Raw genomic sequence first — 19,199 nt, 5'->3', positions numbered from 1 at the left:
GCGCCGATCAGGCCTCGGCGGGGACGGCCGACACCGTGCGGTCGATCGTGCACTGCCCGAGCACGCGCGTGCCCACGTAGACGACGGCCGTCTGCCCCGGCGCCACGCCGTGCAGCGGCTCGTCGGGGCGCACGACGAGCTCGCCGTCGCGCAGCACCGCCGTCGCGGGCACGGGATCGGCGTGCGCGCGCACCTGCACATGGCACGCGAACTCCTCGTGCGGGTCCGCCGCCGCGGCCCCCGCCCACGACCATCGCGATCCCGCCAGCTCGCCGATCGCGAGCGCCTCCTTCGGGCCGACGACGACGGTGTTCGAGACGGGCCGCACCTCGAGCACGAAACGCGGCTTGCCGTCGGGCGCCGGCACGCCCAGGCGCAGGCCCTTGCGCTGGCCCACCGTGAACGCGTGCGCGCCGTCGTGGCTGCCCACGACCGCACCGCTGCGATCGACGATCTCGCCCGGCGCCGTGCCGACTTTCTCGGCCAGCCAGCCGCGCGTGTCGCCGTCCGGGATGAAGCAGATGTCGTAGCTGTCGGGCTTGGACGCCACGGCCAGGCCCCGCGCCTCGGCCTCGGCCCTCACGAGCGCCTTCGACGGCGTCTCGCCCAGCGGGAACAGACAGTGCGCGAGCTGCTCGGCCGTGAGCACCCCCAGCACGTACGACTGGTCCTTCGCCTCCTCGCTGGAGCGGTGCAGCTCGAGCCCGCCCTCCCCCTCGCGAAGGATCGCATAGTGGCCGGTGCACACGGCGTCGAACCCGAGTTCGAGGGCGCGCTCCAGCAGCGCCGCGAACTTGATCCGCTCGTTGCACCGCATGCACGGGTTCGGGGTGCGCCCGGCGCGGTACTCGCTGACGAAGTCCTCGATGACGTCGTCGCGGAAGCGCTCGGAGAAGTCCCAGACGTAGAACGGGATGCCCAGGCGATCGGCGACGCGCCGGGCGTCCATGGCGTCCTCGATCGTGCAGCAGCCGCGGCTGCCGGTGCGCAGCGTGCCGCCCGCGCGCGAGAGCGCGAGGTGCACGCCGACGACCTCGTGGCCGGCCTCGACGGCGCGCGCGGCGGCGACGGCGGAGTCCACCCCGCCGCTCATGGCCGCCAGCACGCGCATGCCTCCAGCGTACGCGCGCCGACTGGGCGGCGGCCCCGTCGGCGACCCGCCCCGAGCAGCGAGCGGGCGTCAGCGCACGAGGCGGCGGTACGCGCGCGGCAGGGCGTGCAGGAGGGCGTCGAGGTCGGCGGCGGTCGTCGTGCGGCCGAGCGTGATGCGCAGCACCTGGCGGGCCTCGGCCTCCGAGCGCCCCATCGCGAGCACGACGTGCGACGGCTCGGCCACGCCCGCCTGGCAGGCCGATCCGGTCGACACGGCGATGCCCTCCTGATCGAGCAGGAACAGCAGCGACTCCCCCGCCGCGCCCGGCAGCAGCAGCTGGATCGTGCCCGGCAGCCGGTCCACGGGGTCGCCCAGCAGCTCGGCCTCCGGCAGCGCCTCGCGCAGCCGGGCGAGGAACCCGTCGCGGAGCGCCGCGAGCCGCGCGGCCTCGGCCTCGCGCTCGGCCGCGGCCAGCTCCGCGGCGGTGGCCAGGGCCGTCGCGCCCGCGACGTCCTGCGTGCCGGCGCGCAGGCCGCGCTGCTGGCCGCCGCCGTGCAGCATCGGTTCGAGCGCCACCGTGCGCGACACGACGAGCGCGCCGGTGCCCACCGGCGCGCCGAGCTTGTGCCCCGACACACTGAGCGCCACGAGGCCCGCGCCCGCCGGCGCGTCCCCGCGCCAGCCCGCGAACGACACCGGCACGCGCCCGAACGCCGAGACCGCGTCGATGTGCAGCGGCACGCCCGCGGCGGCTGCCGCCGCGGCGATCCCGCGCGCGTCGTTGATCGTGCCCGACTCGTTGCCCGCCGCGATCGCCGTCGCCAGCGCGACGCGCCCGGAGCCCACCGCCGCCGCGAAGGAGGCCACCGGCACGCGCCCCACGGCGTCGAGCGCGACGGGCACGACCCGCGCGCCCTCGTGGGACGCCAGCCAGCCCGTGGTGTCGAGCACGGCGTGGTGCTCGCCGTCGGGCAGGACGATCCCGTCGGCGTCCGCGGCGCGGCGGCGCCACAGCCCCTGCAGTGCCAGCCCGACGGACTCCGTGCCGCCCGAGGTGAAGACGACCTCGATCGGCTCGGCCCCGAGCACGCCCGCGAGCCGCTCGCGCGCGTCCTCCAGCAGCCGGCGCGCGTCCTGCCCCGCGCCGTGGATGGACGAGGCGTTGCCGATCGTCTCGTGCGCGGCCAGCCACGCGTCGCGCACCTCGGGCCGCAGCGGCGTCGTGGCCGCGTGGTCGAGGTAGACCCTCATCCGCTCAGAACAGCAGGCTCGTGAGGCGCCCGCGGGCCCGCACGACGCGCGGGTCGGTCGTGCCCACCACGCCGAACAGCTCGACGAGGCGCTCCTGCACGGGCTTGCGCTGATCGGAGGGCAGCGCGGCGAAGAGGTCGAGCAGCCGCTCGAACGCGTCGTCGACGTGGCCTCCGGCGAGATCCAGATCGGCCACGGCCAGCTGCGCGTCGATGTCGTGCGGACCGTCGGCCGCGGCGGCGCGCACGGCCGCCGGATCCAGGTCCTGCACGCGCGCGAGCAGCCGCACCTGGCCGAGGCCCGCCTGCGCGTCCTCGTCGCGCGGGTTCTGCTTCAGCGCCTCCTCGTACGCCGCGATCGCCCGCGGGAAATCGCCCGCCTCGATCGCCGCGTACGCCTCGGCGTGCAGCGGCGGAAGCTCCGGCTCCTGCGGCGGCGCCTGGTCATCCGACGCCTCGCCGTCCGCCACGGGCACCGTGCCGGTCACGCCGTTCTGCGCCGCCAGCTGCAGCAGCTGCGCGAACACCTGGCGCACCTGCTCCTCCGGCACCGCCCCGGTGAACAGGGGCACCGGCTGGCCGGCGACGAGCGCCACGACCAGCGGGATCGACTGCGCGCGGAAGGCCTGCATCAGCTGAGGGTTGGCATCGACGTCGACCTTGGCCAGCACGAGCCGGCCGGCCAGCTCCCTGACGACCTTCTCGAGCACGGGGCTGAGCTGCTTGCACGGCCCGCACCACTCGGCCCACAGGTCCACGACGACGGGAACGGTGCGCGAGAGCTCGAGCGCCTCGCCGAACGTCGCGTCCGTGACGTCGAAGACGAGACGCGTGGCGCCGGCCGCGCCGTCTCCGGTCGGCGATGCCGCGGCCGACGATGCGCCCTCGGGCGGTCCGCCCGCCGGCCTGTTGCGCAGCGCGGACAGATCGACGGCGCCGCGCAGCGCGGCGTGGGGTGCGTAGTCGCTCATCGGCTCTCCTCGGGATGGATCATCGGGTGGCTCATTCGACGGTGCCCGCCGTCACGCTGGATGCCCAGCCGAGCAGGCGGATCTTCTCGTCGGTGCCCTGCGCCGGCACGTAGAAGAACAGCGGGCTGCTGTCGGTGCGCTCGAAGCTGCCCGCGGTCTCCGTCTCACCCGTGAGCGCCTCCAGCGCGGGGTCGCCGTGGCGCACGACACCGAGCTCGTCGGTCGCCGTGACGCGCTCGGTGCGGTTCACGGCGACGGCGACGATCGCGCCGTTGTGCACCGTGGCCAGCGACACGGGCGGGGTGTCGGCCGCCGACTGGCCGAAGGAGATCTCGCCGGCGACGTCGGCCTGGTTGAACTCGGCGGCCGTCGCCTCGCGGACTCGGGCGACCTCGGGCCGGAACGTGTCGCCCTCCTCGGCGAAGAGCTCGGCGAACTCGCTGTTCTCGCCGTTGCCGATCACGTCGGCGTAGGCCGCCGCGACGTCCTCGGGTGCGATCGTGAGGAACGACGAGGTCGGCGGCACGAGGGCCGCGCCCTGGTAGGACGGCGCGAGGCTCGGGATCTCCGCGTTCGGCTCGAGGCTCGCGATGTACGATGCGCGGTAGTGCGACCACGGGTCCTGCTGGGTCATCGTGAGGATCGTGGGCGCGATCGACGGATCCTCGGCGTCCGACACGACGACCAGGGCGGTGCGCGGCCATTCGTCGAACGCCTGCGGCAGCAGGATCTGGATCGGCGACGCGGGGATCGCGGGCAGCGTGGCGTAGTCGCCGAACTGCGCGCGGATCTCGTAGTTCACGCGGCGCATCGTCAGCGCCATGCCCTCGAGGCGCTGCTCCGCCACGGCGACGTCGGCGGCCTCGTCCGCCGCGGCCACGGTCGCGGACATGTCCGCGAGGATCCGCGCGGCCTGCGCATCGGTGAGCGCGGGCGCCTGCTGGTTCTCCGGCGCCACGACCGTCGGCGTCGGCGTCGGCGTCGGCGCGGGCAGCGCGTCCGGCGTGCAGCCGGACATGAGCGCGAGCGCGAGTCCCGTCGCGGGCACGGCGATGAGGCCGCGGCCCTTGCGTCCCCGCGAGCGGCGGGTGGGCGTCGCGGTGATGACGCCCTTCTCTTCGCCGCCCTCGATCCGGTCGGTGGAGAGGTCGATGGGCTCGGTCTTCGGCACCGGCAGCCCCTTGCGGCGCGGACCCCGCGAGCGACGGGAGTGCAGGATGCCCGAGACGTAGAGGAACAGGCCGAGCACCAGCAGGGCGGCGCCGCCGACGATCAGCCAGGGCGCCGCGGGGGTGCTGTTGTCGATCGGCCACGTCACCGAAATGTCGGCGGGCGCGGGTTCAGTGCCGTCGGACGCCACCAGCACGCTCATCTCGCCGCCCTCGGGGAAGGCGAAGCTTTGCTCGAGGGAACCCGTGCCCGCGAACTCCTCGAACCACAGGTCCGAGCCGGCCGGGTCGCGGGGCTCCGGCTCCTCGCCGTCCTCCGGCTCGATCGACGGCTCGACGGTGTCGACCGCGACGACGCCCGCCGCCTGGTCCCCCTCGGCGACCGACACGTGCGCGTACGTCTGGTCGGCCAGCCACGCCCGCATGTCGTGCTCGCGGCCGTACGCGGAGAAGACCTCGCCGTCGCCCGCGATGTCGAGCACGCCGGCCCTGCCCTCGAGCGACTCGGGCAGCGCCGTGAACACGTCGTCGTCGATGAGCACGTAGCGCGCCTCGTCGTCGATCTCGATCGCGACCGACCGCTCGGACGGCCCGAGCCAGACGGTGCGCTGGGCGATGCCCGCGCCGATCAGCCCCGCGGCGAGCACGAACGACACCACAGCCCAGACGAAACGCACGGCACCACTCCCTCGGCGATCCGCCCGACCGGCCCTCCGGCTGTGCCGTCGGACCGCGGATCGCACAGAACTCGACGTCCCAGACTAGCGAACGCGCCGCTGGGTGTCCCCCGGGAGCGCGCGGCCCGTCCTGCCGGGCCGCGGGTCCCCGTGACCCTATCCTGTGACGAGGGCACCCGAGAAGGAGACACATGAAGATCCACAACCCGTTCCGCGTGGCGCTCGTGGCGACCCTCGGCGTGGGACTGGGCGTGCTCCTGATCCAGAGCGTGCAGTCGCTGTCGACGATCCTGCTCTACGTCGGCACGGCGCTGTTCATCTCCCTCGGGCTCGATCCCCTCGTGTCGTGGCTCGAGCGGCGTCGGCTGCCGCGCTGGGCGGCGGTGCTCATCACCCTCATCCTCGTGCTGGGCCTGTTCGCGGGGATCGTGTGGATCATCCTGCCCACGCTCATCCAGCAGATCTCGCAGCTCGTGACGCAGATCACCCGGCTGGTGAACCGGGGCACGTGGCAGACCGACATCCGCGCGTCGCTCGACCAGATGTTCCCGGGCCTGGCGATCGACGACATCTTCGCGAACATCAACCAGTGGCTGCTCGACAACATCACGACCATCAGCGAGGGCGTCCTCGGGGCCACTGTGGGCGTGGTGAGCGGGCTCTTCGGCGCGTTCATCGTCATCATCCTGACGATCTACCTCACCGCCTCGACGCCCTCGCTCAAGAGCGCCGTCTACCAGCTCGTCCCCGCCTCGAAGCGGGAGTCGTTCATCGTCCTCGCCGACCAGATCACCGACTCCGTCGGCTACTACGTCATGGGCCAGGTGACGCTGGGCATCATCAACGGCGTGCTGAGCGCGATCTTCCTGTCGATCATCGACGCGCCGTTCCCCGCCGTGCTCGCCGTCGTCGCGTTCCTCGGCTCGCTGATCCCGCTCGTCGGCACCATCTCGGCCTCGACGATCATCGTGCTGACGTGCCTCGTCCCGGGGCTGGGATCGCCCACCACGGCGCTGATCGCCGCCATCTACTACCTCATCTACATGCAGATCGAGGCGTACGTCGTCTCGCCGCGCGTCATGAGCCGGGCCGTGTCGGTGCCCGGCGGCGTGGTCGTCGTCGCGGCCCTCGCCGGCGGCGCGCTGCTGGGCCTGCTCGGCGCGCTCATCGCGATCCCCGTGGCGGCGAGTGTGCTGATCATCTACCGCCAGGTCGTCATCCCGCGCATGAACGAGCGCTGACGCCTCGCCTCAGTCGGTGGGCCAGGTGGTCGGCAGCGGCAGCGCGCCCGGGTTCACGACGTTCACGATCTCGGTGAGCACGCGGTAGGTCTGCTTCTCGCCCACCCACAGGTGCTTGCCGTCCTCGACGTCGATGAGTCGGATTCCCGGCGCCACGGCGAAGCGCCGCGCGGCCTCCGCGGGCCGCAGGAAGTCGTCGTGCTCCGGGATGAGCGCCACGATCGGGCGCGGATCGCCGTTCCACGCGCGCAGGTCGTCGTCCGTCGCGCGGTGCAGCGGCGGCGAGAGCAGCACCATGCCCCGGATGTCGTGCTCGCGGCCGTACTTGAGCGCCAGCTCGGTGCCGAACGACCAGCCGACGATCCACGGATCCGGCAGCCCGCGCTCAGCGACGAAGGCCATCGCGGCCGCCACGTCGAGGCGCTCGTCGACGCCCTCGGCGAAGGCCCCCTCGCTCGTGCCGCGCGGCGAGGTCGTGCCGCGCGTGTTGAAGCGCAGCACGGCGAGGTCGGCGAGGGCGGGCAGGCGCGCGGCGGCCTTGCGGATGATGTGCGAGTCCATGAAGCCGCCCGCGGTGGGCAGCGGGTGCAGCGTCACGAGGGTCGCGACGGGCTCGCGCTCGGCCGGCAGCGACAGCTCGCCCACGAGGGTGAGCCCGTCCTCGGTGCGCAGCTCGATGTCCTCGCGGCGCGCGGGCAGCAGCGTGGCTCCGCGGATCTCGGTCGGCTCGGTCTCGGCGGTCGCGTCGGTCATCCGTGGATCCTCCAGCAGTGGTTGTGCCAATGACGCCGTGCGGCCAGATCCGCCTGCGGCCCGAGGATCCCGTCCTCGCGCCACACGACGACGTGGGGCGTGCCGACCTCGATGGTCTGGGCGCAGCCGGGGCACGTGTACGTCTTCTCGGTGCGCGCGCCGGTCACCGGCTGCACGGTGTAATCGCGACCGCGGCGCGTCTCGGTCCGCTTCCAGCCGGCGAGCAGGCGCGCGAACGAGGCGTCGCCCGGCTCGTCGTCATCGCCGGGCCGACGCCCTCGCGGGCGATTCGACCTCGGCACGACTCACCACCAGTGGTTTGACTGCCAGAAGGCGTAGGCGCCGGCCCATCCGCCGTACTTGTTGGCATAGCCATTTGCCCACGTGAGGTTGACCACCGGATCGTAGGCGTTTGCTAGCTTGCCGCACGGGTACACCTGAACCAGGCCACACGCTCCAGACGAAGAATTAGTCGCGTTCGGGTTCCAGCCACTCTCGCGCGACACGATCGAGTCAACGTACGGCCAATCAGCCTGCGGGATCCCCGCAGCTGCCATCCACTCCTCCTTGCTGCCACCGCCTGTGTACGGCGGCGGGCCAAGAATGCTCGCGACGTCGGGAAGAGCCGCACTCGCTGCAGTCGGCGTTGGTGTGGGCGTGGGCGTCGGTGTGACGTAGATCTCGTAGTCAACCGATCCGAGCGCGTTCGCCTCGAGCTTGGCAGGAGAGTTGAAGATCTGCGCGTCCGCCACCGTCTCGGCGTAGGCCGTCGTGACGTCGTCCTCCCCCGGCTCCGCCATGGCGGCGACCGTGGGCGCCAGGTATGACGCCAGGAATCCGACGGCGGCGGCGCCGGCGATCACGCTCGCGACGGCGCGCTTGGCGGTCCACGCCGCGGCCGGGCGCGACGGCTCGGCGACGGCGCGCGCGACGAGGGCTCGCGTCTCGCGCCGCGACAGCGTCTTTCGGGTGGGAGGTTCGGGTGTGGAAGTCACAGTGGGGCCTACTGTACCAGGGTCGTTACGGTTCCGTGATCTGATCCGCGTATCAGCGCACGGCGAGGATGACGTCGACCACGGCATCGAGCAGGGCGTCGACCTGCTCCTCGCGGTAGCCGCCGCGCGACATGCGGAAGGCTGCCGAGCGCACCTGCTCCGCCGTGAGAGGGTCGCCGTCCTGCAGGAACGCGCTGATCCGGTCGGCGACGATGTCGACCTCCTTGGGCGCGTAGCCGAACGAGAGCGGGCCGACGCGATCGAAGCGGCGGCCGGCGGGTCGGGCCAGCCGCTCGAGGATCACCTGCGCCTCGGCACGCGCGCGCTCGACCCAGGCCTCGGGTCCCTCCGCCGCGATCGCCGCCTGTCGCTCGCGTGCCGCGAACGCGTCCTCGATCCGCCCCAGCGCCGCATCGACCGCGGCGATCTGGTAGCCGCCGCGCACGAGCGGGAAGCCCGCCTGACGCACGGCGCGCGCGTCGACGGTGTCGTCGCCGCGCTCGAACGCCTCGCGCGCCCGCGCCATGAACGCCTCGACGGCGTCGCGGCGGTAGCCGCGCTCGCGACCGTGCATCACGGGGAAGGGCAGGGGCTTGCCACCCCCGGTGGGAGATGCCGCATCGTCGGGATCGGCCGAGACGGACGCCGCGGCATCCGCGGGCGCGTCCCGCGGGTCCGGCGCGGCCGGTGCCGCCACCGGGTCGTGTCCCGCCAGCCGCGCCGTGGGCGCCTGATCGTGTGCCGCCGCGGGCGCCGGTTCCCCGAAGGTCTCGTCGAACGCCTCCGGCGCGGTGGGCGCGTGCGACCCGGACGTGCCCGGCTCATCACCGGGCGTCGCCCGCTCGTCGCCCATCACGTGGAGCAGCGCCGTCACGCCGCCGATGACGGGCTGCGCACCCGTCGTGTCGGCCGCCTCGGTCTCGTGCGTCACATCCGCCTCCGTGTCATCCCGTCCGTCCGCCGGCCCGTCGCTCCTGCGCATGCGGACTCACATCCCGCCCAGCGGCGAGAGCAGCGCGTGCAGCGCGTACGCCGCCGCGGCCGAGAGCAGGATGCTGTCGAGCCGGTCGAGCACGCCGCCGTGGCCCGGCAGCCACGAGCTCATGTCCTTGATGCCCAGGTCGCGCTTGAGCATCGACTCGCCCAGGTCGCCCACCGTGGCCGTGCCGAGGATGACGGCGCCGAAGACGAGCCCCGTCCACCACGGCATCCCCAGCATGAACTGCGCGAGCAGCGCACCGGCGGTCAGCGCGGCGAGGGCCGCGCCGGCGAAGCCCTCCCAGGTCTTCTTGGGGCTGATGCGCGGGGCCATCGGATGGCGTCCGAACGCGAGGCCGGCCGCGTAGGCGCCCGTGTCGGCGGCGATCACCGCGATGAGGAACGCCAGCACCCACCACTCGCCGTCCGGCTGGCGCAGCAGCGCCAGCGCGAGGCTCGCGAGCAGCGACACGTACACGGGAACGAGGCCCGATGCGAGGACGTCGCCCAGCACGTCGCCGTAGGTCCGGCCATCGCGCGCCGCCATCTGCCCGAGCAGCCGCCACACGACGATGAGGAACACCGCGGCGAACAGGGCCGTCCAGTGCAGCCAGTGCTCCGACGCGTACGCGGGAAGCAGGATGAGCGGGACCGCGATCAGCTGCGGTGCGACGTCGACGCGACGGCCGCCCGCCTGCATGGCGCGCACCAGCTCGAAGGTGCCGAGTCCGGCGCCCGCGACGGCGACGAGGACGAAGGTCCACTTCACGAACAGCAGCGAGGCGAGCACGAGCGCCCCGAGCACCAGGCCCGTGAGGATCGCGAGGAGCAGATCGCGGCCCGTGCGCGCCTTGATGCGCTCGTTCGTCGCCTCGAACTGCTCGCGGGCGTGCCCCAGCTGGTCGCGCGCGTGCTCCAGGTGCGCCCGCGCGTGCTCGTGCGGATCGCGCCCCTCGACGCGTCCGGGGACGACGGTCGGCGGCACCGCGTCGTCACGGCGCGCCGCGGCCTCGCGGCGGGTGCGCGGCGTGACGGCGGCGTCGTCGGGAGAGTCGGTCATCTGCCGGCCTCAGACCTCGAGGAGCTCGGCCTCTTTGTGCTTCAGCGCCTCGTCGACCTGGTCGACGTGGGCCTTGGTCAGCGCGTCGAGCTCCTTCTCGGCGCGGGCGATGTCGTCCTCGCCGATCTCGTCCTTCAGCGCGTCGAGGTCGTCCTTGATCTGCCGGCGGATGCCGCGGATGCGCACCTTGGCGTCTTCGGCCTTCGCCTTGACGAGCTTGACGTACTCCTTGCGGCGCTCGGCGGTCAGTTCGGGCATCGTGATGCGCACGATGTTGCCGTCGTTGGTCGGGTTCGCCCCGAGGTTCGGCATGTCGCGGATCGCGTCCTCGATCGCCTTCAGCGCCGACTTGTCGTACGGCGTGACGATGAGCGTGCGCGCCTCGGGGTTCTGCAGCGAGGCCAGCTGCTGCAGCGGCGTGGGCGTGCCGTAGTAGTCGACCATCAGCCGCTGGAACAGCTGCGGATTGGCGCGTCCGGTGCGGACGGTGGCGAAGTCCTCCTTCGCGGCATCGACGGCGCGGTCCATGCGCTCGGTCGCCTCGGTCATGACATCCGCGATCACGGGTCACTCCATTCGTCGTGGGAACTGGGGTCGAGTCTAGTCGCGGGGCGCCCTCGCCCCCGCGAATGCGCCCTCGGCGCGGATCCGTGCGGATCAGGCGGTGACGATCGTGCCGATCTCCTCGCCGAGCAGCGCCTTGGTGACGTTGCCGGTCGGCTCCATGCCGAACACCCGCATGTCCATGCCGTTGTCCATGCACAGGCTGAACGCCGTGGAGTCGACCACCTTGAGTCCGCGCTGCAGCGCGTCGCCGTACGTGACGCGATCCAGTCGCGTGGCGGTGGGGTCGGTGCGCGGATCGGCGGTGTAGACGCCGTCCACGCCGTTCTTGGCCACGAGCACCTCGCTCGCGCGGATCTCGAGCGCACGCTGGGCGGCCACGGTGTCGGTGGAGAAGTACGGCAGGCCGGCGCCCGCGCCGAAGATCACGACGCGGCCCTTCTCGAGGTGGCGCTCGGCGCGGCGCGGGATGTACGGCTCGGCGACCTGCGTCATCTCGATCGCCGACTGCACGCGCGTGGCGGCGCCGGCCTGCTCGAGGAAGTCCTGCAGGGCGAGCGCGTTCATGACCGTGCCGAGCATGCCCATGTAGTCGGCGCGCCCGCGGTCCATGCCGCGCTGGCTGAGCTCCGCGCCGCGGAAGAAGTTGCCACCGCCGACGACGATCGCGATCTCGACCGACTCGGTGGCGGCGGCGATCTCGCGCGCGATCTGGCTGACGACATCCGGGTTCACACCCAGCTGACCCCCGCCGAACGCCTCTCCCGACAGCTTCAGAAGGACGCGGCGGCGCCCGGTGCTCTCTCGCATGTTGTCTCTCCTGTACCGGCTGTCGCTGTGCCGTCTCTCACCGTATCGCGATGCGATCGGCTGACCCTGTGCCGAGCCCGTGAGCGGCGCCCCGGGCATGGGAAGGGGGCCCGGATCCCGCGGATCCGAGCCCCCTCGTGGTGCTTACGCGCCGACCTTGAAGCGGGCGAAGCCGGTGATCGTGATCCCGGCGTCCTTCGCGACCTGCTCGATCGACAGCTTGTTGTCCTTCGCGTACGGCTGGTCGAGCAGCACGACCTGCTTGAAGAACGCGTTCACGCGGCCCTCGACGATCTTCGGCAAGGCGGCCTCGGGCTTGCCCTCGTTGCGCGAGATCTCGGTGACGATGTCGCGCTCCTTCTCGACGACCTCGGCCGGAACCTCGTCGCGCGTCAGGTACGCCGGGTCGGCGAACGAGATGTGCTGCGCGATGCTGCGCGCCGTCTCGGCGTCGTCGCCCGAGTAGGCCACGACGACGCCGACCTGCGGCGGCAGGTCCTTGCTCGTCTTGTGCAGGTACACCTGGAACGCGTCGCCGCTGAGCGTGGCGACACGGCGCAGCTCCACCTTCTCGCCGATGATGGCGGCCTCGTCGGCGATCAGCTGGTCGACGGTCTGCTCGCCGGCCGACGCGGCCAGCGCCGCCTCGACGTTCTCGGCGGCCGCGGCGGCGACCGCGTCGGCCACCTTCTCGGCCAGCGCGATGAAGCGGTCGTTCTTCGCGACGAAGTCGGTCTCGCACGCGAGCTCGATGAGCGTCGCCTTGCCGTCCTGCTCGCGAGCGACCACGAGGCCCTCGCTGGTGGCGCGGTCGGCGCGCTTGGCGTTGCCCTTCGCACCCTTCAGGCGGAGGATCTCGATGGCCTTCTCGACGTTGCCGTCGGCCTCCTCGAGCGCCTTCTTGGTGTCGACCATGCCCGTGCCGAGCTGCTCGCGCAGGGCCTTGATGTCGGCGATGCTGAAGTTGGCCATGTGTCCTGGCTCTCCTTGGTTCGTTTCGGGTGATCCGCCGGCCCCGTGCGGGACCGGCGGATCGGGAGAATTACTCGGCGGGGGCTGCCTCGGCGGCGGCGTCGGCAGGAGCCTCGGTGGCCGCGGCCGCGGCCGCGGGGGCCTCGGTCTCGCCCGAGAGGAGCTCCTGCTCCCACTCGGCGAGCGGCTCGGCGTCGCCCGCCTCGGGGTTGTGCTTCTGCTGCAGGCCCTCGGCCGCGGCGTCGGCGATGATGCGCGTCAGCAGCGACACCGAGCGGATCGCGTCGTCGTTGCCCGGGATCGGGAACTGCAGGTCGTCGGGGTCGACGTTCGTGTCGAGGATGCCGATCACCGGGATGCCCAGCTTCTTGGCCTCGTCGATCGCGAGGTGCTCGCGCTTGGCGTCGACGACCCACAGGGCCGACGGCGTCTTGGTGAGGTTGCGGATGCCGCCGAGCGACTTGTGCAGCTTGTCGAGCTCGCGCTTCTTGAGAAGGAGCTCCTTCTTCGTGAAGCCCGACTCGGCGGGGTTGTCGTAGTCGAGCTCCTCGAGCTCCTTCATGCGGGCGAGGCGCTTCGAGACGGTCTGGAAGTTGGTCAGCAGACCACCGAGCCAGCGCTCGTTGACGTAGGGCTGGCCGACGCGGGTGGCCTGCTCGGCGAGCACCTCCTGCGCCTGCTTCTTCGTGCCGACGAAGAGCACGGTGCCGCCGCGGGCGACCGTCTCCTTGACGAAGTCGTACGCCTTGTCGATGTAGGCGAGCGACTGCTGCAGGTCGATGATGTGGATGCCCGAGCGCTCCGTGAGGATGAAGCGCTTGACCTTCGGGTTCCACCGGCGGGTCTGGTGTCCGAAGTGGACGCCGCTGTCGAGCAGCTGGCGAATGGTGACGACGGCCATGGCCGTTCTCCTTCTGTTGCGGTTGTTCTGCCGGACCGGTCGGCCGGCGAGCCTGGTGCCCGACGCGCTCCCGCCCTCTTCCGAGGGACCGTGGGGAGCGATGCGCCGCGATCGAGATCGCTGTGGACACGCGAAGTCACCCCGACTCAGCGAGGTGCCCTGCCAGCATACCAGCAGCGGGGCCGGCGCCGCGCGGCGTTCCGCCCCGTCCACAGGCGGCGAAACCGCGCGATTCGTCCACAATCCGGGCTCCCGCGCCCCGCGCCTCCCCGTCCCCGCGGATCGTGGGATCCATGTCCCGAATCGCCGCCGCACTCGTCCTCTCCGCCCTCATCGTGCTCGTCTCGGCGACCCCCGCCGGGGCGATGCCGCCGGCCGCCCTCGACCGGGCCTCCACGGTCGCCGCGGCGCGCGGTCCGGAGCCGAGCACACCGGCCCGCATCGTCGTGTCCGCCGAGACGGGCGCCTCCGAGATCCCCACGCGCGAGCGCTGGGAGTGGCCCGTCGCCCCCGTGCGCATCGTCGCACCCTATGTCGCGCCCCCGCACGCCTACGGCCCCGGCCACCGCGGCATCGACCTCGCCGCCGGCGGAGAGGTGAGATCGCCCGCGTCGGGCACCGTCGCCTTCGTGGGCGTCGTGGTCGACCGGCCGGTGATCACGATCGACCACGGCGACGGGCTCGTCACCACGTTCGAGCCGGTCGTCACCGACCTCTCCGCCGGCGACGCCGTGACGCGCGGGGACGTCGTGGGCACGGTGGCCACGGGCGGGCACGCTCCGGCGGGGTCGGTGCACTTCGGGGTGCGGCTGCAGGGGGCGTACGTCAATCCGCTGCTGCTGCTGGGCGGCGTGCCCCGGGCGGTGCTGCTGCCCTGCTGCTGAGGCGACGGCTCGGGCCCGCCCCCTGGCGGCGTCTCAGGCCCGCGGATGGGCGAGCGCGTAGGCGGCACGCAGCCGCTCGGACGAGACGTGCGTGTAGATCTGCGTCGTGCCGAGGCTCGCGTGACCGAGGATCTCCTGCACGGCCCGCAGGTCGGCGCCCCCGTCGAGCAGGTGCGTGGCCGCGGAGTGCCGCAGGGCGTGCGGCCCGACGGCCGAGGAGCCGACGGCCGGCCCGACGTGGCGGGTCACGACGTCGTAGACCGCGCGGGGGCCCACGCGGCGGCCGCGCGCCCCGAGGAACAGGGCGGGCGTCGCATCGTCCGCCCGTGCCGCGAGCACGGGCCGCCCGCGCGTGAGGTAGGCGGACAGGGCGCGGCCCGCCGGCGCGCCGAACGGGACGACGCGTTCCTTGGCCCCTTTGCCCAGCACGCGCACGGTCGCGCGTTCGCCGTCGAGATCGTCGACATCGAGGCCGCACAGCTCCGACACGCGGATGCCCGCCCCGTACAGCAGCTCGAGAGCCGCGTGATCGCGCAGGGCCAGGGGGTCGCCGTCGGCGGCGGCCGCGGCCGCGCGCTCGAGCACCTCACCGAGCGCGTCGGCCGCCGCGACCTGGGGCAGCGTGCGGCCGCGCTTGGGCGAGACGAGGCGCAGGCTGGGATCGACCTCCACGAGCCCCTCCTCGCGCGCCCACCCGAAGAACGCGCGCGCCGACGACGTGCGCCGCGCGAGCGTCGAGCGTGCGTCGCCGCGCCGGGTGGCAGCCCACTGCCACTCGCGCAGGTGCTCGAGGTCGATCTCGCCGATCTCGAGGTCGCCGAGCGTGGCGCGCAGGTCGCGCAGGTCGTTCCGGTATGCGCGCACGGTCGCGGGCGACAGGCGACGCACCCGCTCGAGGTGCGCCGCGAACGCCTCGACGGCCCGCTCCAGCTGCATGCCTCCAGCATGCCGCGCCCGTCCGACGTGCGCGGCGCGACCCGCGGCTCAGCCGCGCGAGCCGATCCGCTACTGGGGCGGGCCGAGCTCCTCGACGGCGTCGTCCGCGCGGTCGTCGGGCGCCAGCGGGTCCTCGTCGTCGGCTGCCGACTCGAGCGACGATTCGACCGCGTCCGGACGATCCGGCACGTCGTTCACGTCCGCGCCTCCGGACTCCGGCGCCGGGAAGCCGCCGGGGTCGGCCACCCCCTGCTCCGTCGCGATCCGGTTGTACTCCGCGGCGTCGCGCAGCGCCGCCTCGTCGGTCGTGGCCTCGCCGTCGCGCTCCTCGGGCAGGGGCTCGCCCATGGTGTCGTCGGTCACAGCTGGCCCTCCTCCTCGTCCGGGGCTTCGGGGCCCAGACCGTCGTCGTACAGACCGTCGTCGCCGTACACGTCGCTCGGACTGTCGGCCCCTCCGGGCATCGCGCCCTCGCCCACCTCATGGGCACCGGCAAGTCCCGCGTCGCCGCTCGGCGCGTCGGCGCCGAGCTGCCCGTCGCTGCCCGTCGGCCCTTCCGCGCCGCCCCGTGCCTCCTCGGGCCCCGGCGCACCCCGCGGGTCCAGAGACCGAGGTTCGAGGGTCTGTGGGTCGAAGGTCTGGCCGTCGTCGCTCATGCGCGTTCCTCCCCGTATCGGTCCGCGGGCGCGGACCGCGCCCCGCGTCCCCACTTCACGACGCGGACCCCCCATCGGCAACGGGGTTGCACCGGGCGCGCGACCCGCGTAGAAGGACGCGCGCCGATCCGGCCGACCCCACGCGCACCCGGACCTCACCGCGCCGCCAAACGCCAGGCCGAGCCGTCGCGCTCGGCGCGACCCTCCAGCGCGAGCACGCCCAGCGCCGCCTCCACCTCGGCGACCGCGACGCCGCTGCCGAGCGCGACCTCGTCGGCCGTGCGCCAGGAGCGTGTGCCGAGGGCGTCGGCGACGCGCGTGACGGTCGGGTCCTCGCGCGCGCCGCCGGCGCCCCCTTCCGCGGCCGGGCCGACGCCCAGCAGCTCCTTGACGTCGGCCGCACCGGTGATGCAGACGGCGTCGAACTCCCGCAGCAGGCGATGGCACCCCGCCGAGGTCGCCGACACGATCGACCCCGGCACGGCTCCCAGCGGGCGGCCCAGGCTCGCGGCGTGCGACGCCGTGTTGAGCGATCCGCTGAACCAGCCGGCCTCGACCACGACGGTCGCCCCCGTCAGGCACGCGATGAGCCGGTTCCGCATGAGGAAGCGGAACTTCGTGGGCGGCGTGCCGGGCGCCACCTCGCTCACGACCGCGCCCGACTCGGCGATGCTGCCGAGCAGATGCGCGTGGCCCGCGGGGTACACGCGGTCCACGCCGCCCGCGAGCACCGCCACGGTGGCGCCCCGCTCGCGGAGGGCGGCACGGTGCGCGGCCCCGTCGATGCCGTACGCGGCACCCGAGACGACGGGGATGCCGTCGAGGGCGAGGTCGCCGGCGAGCTCCGTCGCGACGTGCTCACCGTACCCGCTCGCGGCGCGGGCGCCCACGATCGCCGCGGCGCGCTCGAGGCTCCTGAGCACCCCGGGATCGCCGCGCACCCACAGCGCCGCGGGCGCGTGGTCGCCGAGATCCGCCAGCTGCGTCGGCCACGCGTCGTCGTCCTCGGGGGTGAGCAGCGTGAGGCCGCGCTGCGCGGCCGTGCCGAGCGCCGCCGCGACGAGCCGCGCGCCCTCGGCCAGCCGCGGCCGCCAGCGCATCACCGCCGCGCGCCACGCCTCGCTGTCGAAGCCGGAGGGCGGCCCCTCGGATCGGCCGATCGCGCACAGGGCGCGCACCGGCCCCAGGGCGGCGACGAGCCGACCGGCCGGTCCGTCGCCGGGCTCGGCGAGGACGGACCACGCCGCGCGCGCGATGCGCGTCCGGCGCGCGTCGTCGCCTGCGTGCGGCCACATCCGCTCGGCCGCCTCGCGCACGGAGCGCTCCTGCAGGATGCCGCTCATGACTCTCCCCCTCGTTTCAGGTACAGCGCGCGCCCCACGTCGGCCGCCGTGGGCACCTCCCGCTCGGCGAGATCGGCGATCGTCCACGCGACGCGCAGGATCCGGTCGTAGGCCCGCAGGGTGATGGCGCCGCGGCGCAGCGCGGCATCGAGCGATCCCCGCGCCGACGGCGGGATCGGCGGGCCGTCGCCGCGCAGCCACGCGCCCGGCACGTCGGCGTTGACGCGCCACGGCGTGCCGCGCAGCCGCTGCGCCGCGCGCTCGCGGGCCGCCACGACCCGCTCCCGCGCGGCGGCCGACGACACGTCTCCGCGCCCCGATGCGGCGGTGACCCGCGTGAGGTGCAGCTCGATGTCGATGCGGTCCAGCAGCGGTCCCGACAGCTTGCGCTGATAGGTGCGCACCACGCTCGGCGCGCACACGCACGTGCCGCCGCGCACCCCGAACTCGCCGCACGGGCAGGGGTTCGTCGCGAGCACCGGCTGGAAGCGGGCGGGATAGCTGGCCGTGAACCCCGCGCGGTGGATGTCGATCCGTCCGCGCTCCAGCGGCTGACGCAGCGCGTCGAGCAGCCCCGCGCGCGACTCGTTCGCCTCGTCGATGAACAGCACGCCCCGGCTCGCGCGCGAGATCGCCCCCGGTCGCGCCGTGCGCGATCCCCCGCCGACGAGTGCCGCGGGCGTGGCGCTGTGATGCGGAGCCTCGAACGGAGGCCGCCGGGACAGACCCTCGACCTCCTCCCCCGCCAGCGAGCGCAGCGCCGCCACCTCGAGGGCCGCCTCGTCGTCGAGCGGCGGCAGGATGCCGGGCAGGCGGCTGGCGAGCATCGTCTTGCCGGCGCCCGGCGGGCCGGTCATCAGCAGGTGATGGCCCCCGGCCGCCGCGACGATGAGCGACTCGACGGCCTCCCGCTGCCCCACCACCTCGCTGAGGTCCCCCGTCTCGTCGCGGCCCGCCGGCCGGCGGTCGGGGCGCACGGGCACGACGTCGGGCACCTCGATCTCGGCGCCGTGCCGGGCGGCCACTTCGGCGAGCGAGGCGGCGGCCACCACCTCGACGCCCGGCACCAGCTCCGCCTCGGCGCGGTTGGCGTGCGGCACGACCACGCGCTCGAAGCCGCGCGAGGCGGCCGCGCGGACGGCCGGCAGCACGCCGGGCACCGGGCGCAGCCGCCCGTCGAGCCCGAGCTCGCCCAGGTGCACCGTGCGGGCGATCGACGCCGCCTCGACGACGCCCTCGATCGCGAGCGCGGCGACCGCGACGCCCAGGTCGAAGGCCGAGCCGTGCTTCGGCAGCGCCGCCGGCGACAGGTTCACCGTGATGCGCTGGCGCGGCAGCGGCAGGGCGCTGTTCTCGCACGCGCTCACCACCCGACGCGCCGCCTCGCCGAGCGTCTTGTCCGGCAGGCCGATGATCCGGAACTCCGGCGTGTGCGAGGTGACGTCGGCCTCGACCTCCACCAGCGCGCCGCGCAGGCCGTTCAGCGCCACGGCCCACGTGCGTGCGACGCTCACCACAGCCCCTCGGCGTGCTCGATCCGCGCCGCCGCGGGGTCGGGCCCGATCAACGCGATGACGTCCACCCGCAGGCGGCGCCCCCGCGCGAGCGCCGGGTGCGCGCGGCGCCACGCGTAGGCGAGGCGCCACAGCCGCTGCAGCTTGCGCTCGTCCACGGCCTCGAAGGGGTGCCCGAACCGGGTGCCGGTGCGCGTCTTCACCTCCACCGCGACGACTCCGTCGTCGTGCAGCGCGACGATGTCGAGCTCGCCCTGGTCGCAGCGCCAGTTGCGGTCGAGGATCTCGTAGCCGCGCGCCCTCAGGTGCGCCGCCGCGCGCTCCTCACCCGCCCGTCCCAGTTCGTCCTTGCGTGCCATGCGCCCAGCGTCGTGGAGCGCAGGGGCCCGCCGGGGCGGAACGACGCAGGATGTGGATGGATCGGGCCGGTGC

General features: G+C 73.8%; 21 protein-coding genes. 2 read left to right on the top strand and 19 right to left on the bottom strand.

Going from position 1 to position 19,199, the window contains the following annotated elements:
* Nucleotides 1-7: 7 nt before the first annotated feature.
* From mnmA to ACYVJ0_RS00830, 4 genes are all read right to left on the bottom strand, one after another.
* Complete coding sequence (gene mnmA / locus ACYVJ0_RS00845) at nucleotides 8-1,111, bottom strand: tRNA 2-thiouridine(34) synthase MnmA (RefSeq protein ID WP_460815365.1); 1,104 nt, start codon at nucleotides 1,109-1,111, stop codon at nucleotides 8-10.
* A 69-nt stretch (nucleotides 1,112-1,180) separates the two neighbouring features.
* Nucleotides 1,181-2,344: a cysteine desulfurase family protein gene (locus tag ACYVJ0_RS00840; protein ID WP_460815363.1), complete on the bottom strand. Its 1,164-nt coding sequence runs from the start codon at nucleotides 2,342-2,344 to the stop codon at nucleotides 1,181-1,183.
* Nucleotides 2,345-2,348: 4 nt separating this feature from the next.
* Nucleotides 2,349-3,314, bottom strand: a complete 966-nt coding sequence (locus tag ACYVJ0_RS00835; RefSeq protein ID WP_460815361.1) for a tetratricopeptide repeat protein — start codon at nucleotides 3,312-3,314, stop codon at nucleotides 2,349-2,351.
* Nucleotides 3,315-3,345: 31 nt separating this feature from the next.
* Nucleotides 3,346-5,160, bottom strand: a complete 1,815-nt coding sequence (locus ACYVJ0_RS00830) for a glycosyl transferase (RefSeq protein ID WP_460815359.1) — start codon at nucleotides 5,158-5,160, stop codon at nucleotides 3,346-3,348.
* 191 nt (nucleotides 5,161-5,351) lie between these two features.
* Here ACYVJ0_RS00830 and ACYVJ0_RS00825 point away from each other — a divergent pair, with 191 nt between their 5' ends.
* A complete protein-coding gene (locus ACYVJ0_RS00825) occupies nucleotides 5,352-6,401 on the top strand; it encodes an AI-2E family transporter (RefSeq protein ID WP_449853260.1) in 1,050 nt (349 codons plus the stop codon).
* Nucleotides 6,402-6,410: 9 nt separating this feature from the next.
* Here the strand turns inward: ACYVJ0_RS00825 and ACYVJ0_RS00820 are convergent, their stop codons facing one another.
* The 9 genes from ACYVJ0_RS00820 to rpsB all read right to left on the bottom strand — a co-directional run bounded on the left by ACYVJ0_RS00820 (nucleotide 6,411) and on the right by rpsB (nucleotide 13,434).
* The gene (locus tag ACYVJ0_RS00820) at nucleotides 6,411-7,154 is read right to left on the bottom strand and encodes an alpha/beta hydrolase (protein ID WP_460815357.1); all 744 of its coding nucleotides are present in this window, start codon (nucleotides 7,152-7,154) and stop codon (nucleotides 6,411-6,413) included.
* Nucleotides 7,151-7,456: a hypothetical protein gene (locus ACYVJ0_RS00815; RefSeq protein WP_460815356.1), complete on the bottom strand. Its 306-nt coding sequence runs from the start codon at nucleotides 7,454-7,456 to the stop codon at nucleotides 7,151-7,153. The genes ACYVJ0_RS00820 and ACYVJ0_RS00815 overlap by 4 nt, the downstream gene beginning before the upstream one ends.
* Before the next feature lie 3 nt (nucleotides 7,457-7,459).
* Entirely contained in the window at nucleotides 7,460-8,149 is a 690-nt protein-coding gene (locus ACYVJ0_RS00810) for an aggregation-promoting factor C-terminal-like domain-containing protein (RefSeq protein ID WP_460815355.1), read from the bottom strand.
* 52 nt (nucleotides 8,150-8,201) lie between these two features.
* Entirely contained in the window at nucleotides 8,202-9,080 is an 879-nt protein-coding gene (locus ACYVJ0_RS00805; protein WP_460815353.1) for a DivIVA domain-containing protein, read from the bottom strand.
* Nucleotides 9,081-9,137: 57 nt separating this feature from the next.
* A complete protein-coding gene (locus ACYVJ0_RS00800) occupies nucleotides 9,138-10,187 on the bottom strand; it encodes a phosphatidate cytidylyltransferase (RefSeq protein ID WP_460815351.1) in 1,050 nt (349 codons plus the stop codon).
* Nucleotides 10,188-10,196: 9 nt separating this feature from the next.
* Nucleotides 10,197-10,751 (bottom strand): ribosome recycling factor, encoded by a 555-nt coding sequence (gene frr / locus ACYVJ0_RS00795; protein ID WP_449853265.1) that lies wholly within the window; start codon nucleotides 10,749-10,751, stop codon nucleotides 10,197-10,199.
* A gap of 93 nt (nucleotides 10,752-10,844) precedes the next feature.
* Nucleotides 10,845-11,561 (bottom strand): UMP kinase, encoded by a 717-nt coding sequence (pyrH, locus tag ACYVJ0_RS00790; protein WP_460815350.1) that lies wholly within the window; start codon nucleotides 11,559-11,561, stop codon nucleotides 10,845-10,847.
* 144 nt (nucleotides 11,562-11,705) lie between these two features.
* The gene (gene tsf / locus ACYVJ0_RS00785) at nucleotides 11,706-12,533 is read right to left on the bottom strand and encodes a translation elongation factor Ts (protein WP_460815348.1); all 828 of its coding nucleotides are present in this window, start codon (nucleotides 12,531-12,533) and stop codon (nucleotides 11,706-11,708) included.
* A 70-nt stretch (nucleotides 12,534-12,603) separates the two neighbouring features.
* Entirely contained in the window at nucleotides 12,604-13,434 is an 831-nt protein-coding gene (gene rpsB / locus ACYVJ0_RS00780; protein WP_460815346.1) for a 30S ribosomal protein S2, read from the bottom strand.
* Between the two features lie 293 nt (nucleotides 13,435-13,727).
* On the opposite strand from rpsB, the gene ACYVJ0_RS00775 reads away from it, so the two are divergent.
* The gene (locus ACYVJ0_RS00775; RefSeq protein ID WP_460815344.1) at nucleotides 13,728-14,318 is read left to right on the top strand and encodes a murein hydrolase activator EnvC family protein; all 591 of its coding nucleotides are present in this window, start codon (nucleotides 13,728-13,730) and stop codon (nucleotides 14,316-14,318) included.
* Nucleotides 14,319-14,351: 33 nt separating this feature from the next.
* Here the strand turns inward: ACYVJ0_RS00775 and ACYVJ0_RS00770 are convergent, their stop codons facing one another.
* The 6 genes from ACYVJ0_RS00770 to ACYVJ0_RS00745 form a co-directional block, all read right to left on the bottom strand.
* Nucleotides 14,352-15,254, bottom strand: a complete 903-nt coding sequence (locus tag ACYVJ0_RS00770) for a tyrosine recombinase XerC (RefSeq protein WP_449853270.1) — start codon at nucleotides 15,252-15,254, stop codon at nucleotides 14,352-14,354.
* 69 nt (nucleotides 15,255-15,323) lie between these two features.
* Complete coding sequence (locus ACYVJ0_RS00765; protein ID WP_460815343.1) at nucleotides 15,324-15,617, bottom strand: hypothetical protein; 294 nt, start codon at nucleotides 15,615-15,617, stop codon at nucleotides 15,324-15,326.
* Nucleotides 15,614-15,910, bottom strand: coding sequence for a hypothetical protein (locus ACYVJ0_RS00760; protein ID WP_460815341.1), 297 nt, complete (start codon nucleotides 15,908-15,910; stop codon nucleotides 15,614-15,616). Before ACYVJ0_RS00760 ends, ACYVJ0_RS00765 begins: the two co-directional genes overlap by 4 nt.
* Nucleotides 15,911-16,065: 155 nt before the next feature.
* Nucleotides 16,066-17,253 carry a DNA-processing protein DprA gene (dprA, locus tag ACYVJ0_RS00755; RefSeq protein ID WP_460815340.1) on the bottom strand — a complete coding sequence of 396 codons (1,188 nt, stop codon included), beginning with the start codon at nucleotides 17,251-17,253 and terminating at the stop codon, nucleotides 16,066-16,068.
* Nucleotides 17,250-18,767, bottom strand: coding sequence for a YifB family Mg chelatase-like AAA ATPase (locus ACYVJ0_RS00750; RefSeq protein WP_460815338.1), 1,518 nt, complete (start codon nucleotides 18,765-18,767; stop codon nucleotides 17,250-17,252). Before ACYVJ0_RS00750 ends, dprA begins: the two co-directional genes overlap by 4 nt.
* Nucleotides 18,764-19,126: a YraN family protein gene (locus tag ACYVJ0_RS00745; protein WP_449853275.1), complete on the bottom strand. Its 363-nt coding sequence runs from the start codon at nucleotides 19,124-19,126 to the stop codon at nucleotides 18,764-18,766. The genes ACYVJ0_RS00750 and ACYVJ0_RS00745 overlap by 4 nt, the downstream gene beginning before the upstream one ends.
* Between the last annotated feature and the right edge of the window lie 73 nt (nucleotides 19,127-19,199).

This window comes from Microbacterium petrolearium (assembly GCF_054782875.1).
Note: the sequence above shows the minus strand (reverse complement) of the source record. Positions and strands in the feature narration are given on the sequence as shown.